This window comes from Leisingera sp. XS_AS12 (assembly GCF_041224635.1).
Classification (GTDB): Bacteria; Pseudomonadota; Alphaproteobacteria; order Rhodobacterales; family Rhodobacteraceae; genus Leisingera.
The window spans coordinates 1-2,827 of sequence record NZ_JBGFGM010000021.1; the positions used below are offsets into that span (position 1 = coordinate 1).

General features: G+C 56.3%; 2 protein-coding genes and 1 pseudogene. 2 read left to right on the forward strand and 1 reads right to left on the reverse strand.

Annotation, left to right across the window (positions count from 1 at the left end; genetic code table 11):
* Both AB9K35_RS00250 and AB9K35_RS00255 read left to right on the forward strand, forming a co-directional pair.
* Positions 1–107, forward strand: a 107-nt coding sequence (locus AB9K35_RS00250; RefSeq protein ID WP_221831035.1) for an integrase core domain-containing protein, incomplete at its 5' end; no start/stop codon positions are given.
* Positions 108–441: 334 nt separating this feature from the next.
* A complete protein-coding gene (locus AB9K35_RS00255; protein ID WP_369923933.1) occupies positions 442–780 on the forward strand; it encodes a hypothetical protein in 339 nt (112 codons plus the stop codon).
* 598 nt (positions 781–1,378) lie between these two features.
* Here AB9K35_RS00255 and AB9K35_RS00260 read toward each other — a convergent pair.
* Positions 1,379–2,827, reverse strand: a pseudogene (locus tag AB9K35_RS00260) (hypothetical protein); the annotation flags it as partial.

Below are 2,827 nucleotides of genomic sequence, written 5' to 3' on the forward strand. Positions count from 1 at the left end.
GTTGGAGGAAACACTACAACACCAAGCGCCCCCACAGCGCCTTGGGATACCGGCCGCCTGCGCCAGAAACCATCGTCCCGATGGACCAAAGGCCAGTCATGCACTAACAATCAAACCGGACCAGTCAGATCAGGCTCCCCAGCGGAAGTGCGCCCAAACGACTGCGTGCTGGCGGAGCCTTAGCCGCGCGAGCATTCGCCCTCTGGCAGCATTGAAACGACTTTCTGGCTCTGCGCAGCACAGGCATTTAGCGCCATTCAGAATGGCCAATTCCTATCTGTAGTATCTTGTAATTTACGAGCGAATTGCAGGGAAAGGTTAAGCCTTATACGCGCTTAGTGTGGGATTATGGACACGGGTTGCAAGGTTTATTTCTTCGGCGACTTTTCCGTGTCAGTCAGGTTGATATGTGACCTATCCACAAAAAAAATGGAGTGAAAAATGAAGATTTTCGAACACGATGGCTGGCCTAAGAGCCCCACAGCTTGGTTCGAGCTTTTAAGTTGCATAGCGCTAGCGATCGCTCTCACAACTGTAGCGTCGTCGTTTATTTCGGCTTCTTGGCCGCTGCTTTCCTTGGCGACAGCCTTCTCCGCAGTGGCTGCAGTGATCCTTGTTGTTTGCGCCTTTATTTCGTGGTTGCTCGTCCTTGCGGCATTAAAAGGGCGGAAGGAATGGAAAACAGCTTGGATTCAAATTTCTATCGCACTCGTTCTAGCGGGCGTTTTGTTTTTTCAGGTGAGCATACCTGTCGCCAAAGTGGCCGCGGATATCTTCTGACATTACATAAGGTGAGAGCCGCATCTTAACCGGCAGCCTTATGCTCTTTCCTGCCAACGAAAGAAAGCGCGCTGGCTGCCCGTTCAATGCGCGCGGCCGTCGCTCCGGCGTTGCAGATTACGGGTGCAGCTAATGGCAGAAATGCCCGCAACGTGTGAGGTCACCGTTTCCATACCCTCGCTGTCGCAGCGAACGGCGGGTACCGCGGGCCGCCGCGCAGCAAAAGAACTTCGGATGGTTTCGTCAGACGGCCGAGTTTGCAAAGGTCGCTCTCTGCGCCCCCTCCGACCTTCGAGCGGGGCGCAGCATCGCCCTGGTCAACTGTGCAGCCCTGGAGGTCTGCTCTCGGGAAATCTGGCTGGATCCTTCGCGCTCGCGGCGAGGGCGACGCCGCGCATCGTGCGAACGTCTGAATTGGGCTGATTTTTCTCATTGGATGACCAATGAATGCGTAGCTATACAGCGCTGCCTTAACAAAGATCGGACATCTTTCTGAGCTTCTTGTGCCGCTCCACTGACAGCTATTTCATGTGGAGCGGCGCCGTGATGGAAAAGTGTCGCAAGACGTAACTTCAAGTCATCGCGGTGTCCTGCTGGTTCAAGTGAAAAGGAAATGATCCGCGTCATTCAACTCGGCAACCGTCGTGCTTTCTACCAGCACAGTGGTTGAGCCGAATGAGAGCAAAACATCGTTGCCATCTTGCGAAAACGTTACCTGCTCCAAAGACTTTGCCCCACGAATGATTTCAATCAAATCATTCCCTTGGCCGAAGTCTGTGATCGTATCGTTTCCGTGATCGCGACCAAATACAAAAGTGTCCGCTCCAAATCCTCCGGTCAGGAAATCATCTCCTTTCCCCCCTTTGAGTGTGTCTCTACCTTTACCGCCTGCAATCACATCGTTGTCGAGGCGACCTAAGAGCAAGTCGTTACCCGTTCCGCCTTTAAGGGTGTCGTTTCCTTTGCCTCCGTAGAGAGCGTCATCGTCCTTGCCGCCCAGGAGAAGGTCGTCACCTTTCCAGCCATGAAGGCTGTCGGATCCGGTGTTGCCCTTCAGAGTGTCGTGCCCCCAGCCACCGATAATGCTGTCCTCGCCTTTGCCGCCGGTTAAAGCGTCATCGCCGTAGCGCCCGCGCATTTTATCATCATCGGAGGTTCCTACCTGGTGGAGGTCGCCATACCGGATCGCGGTCGTGCCCTCACTGAGGACGACCTCGGTAGTTCCCTCGCCATCGAAATAGCTAGCTTCTGTGGTAATGGTGGCTCCTACGTCTTCTTCGGACAGAGTGTAGGTGTCGCCGGTCGCTCCTGCAATGTCGACGCCATTGCGTTTCCACTGGTAGGAAATGCTTCCAAGCCCATCTTCGTCCGCGAGAGTGTTTGTCGCAGTCAGAGTTTGGCCTTGTGTTGCTGCTCCCACGATACTGACGGATCCGGTCGGATCGTCGTTGACGTTGGTCACGGTGGCCGTTGCAGCACTGGTCACGCTCTCGGTTGTGCCTTCACCATCGGTATAGCTGGCGGCGACGGTAATGACCGCGCCGACATCGTCCTGGGTAAGCAAGTAGGTGCTGCCGCTCGCGCCGCTGATGTCGGCGCCATCGCGTTTCCACCGGTAAGCGATCGTGCCTAGCCCGTCTTCATCTGCCAGGGTGTTGGCTGCCGTGAGAGTTTGATCTTCAGCAGCGGTTCCGGCGATGGTGACGGATCCGGTCGGATCGTCGTTGACGTTGGTCACGGTGGCCGTTGCGGCACTGGTCACGCTCTCGGTCGTGCCTTCACCATCGGTATAGGTTGCTGCCACGGTGATGACCGCGCCGACATCGTCTTGGGTAAGCGTGTAGGTGCTGCCGCTCGCGCCGCTGATGTCGACGCCATCGCGTTTCCACTGGTAAGCGATCGTGCCCAGCCCGTCTTCATCTGCCAGGGTGTTGGCTGCCGTGAGAGTTTGATCTTCAGCAGCGGTTCCGGCGATGGTGACGGATCCGGTCGGATCGTCGTTGACGTTGGTCACGGTGGCCGTTGCGGCACTGGTCACGCTCTCGGT

Excerpts from the sequence above, each read along its gene's own strand:
- AB9K35_RS00255 (WP_369923933.1), top strand. The coding sequence starts at position 442 with ATGAAGATTTTCGAACACGATGGCTGGCCTAAGAGCCCCACAGCTTGG.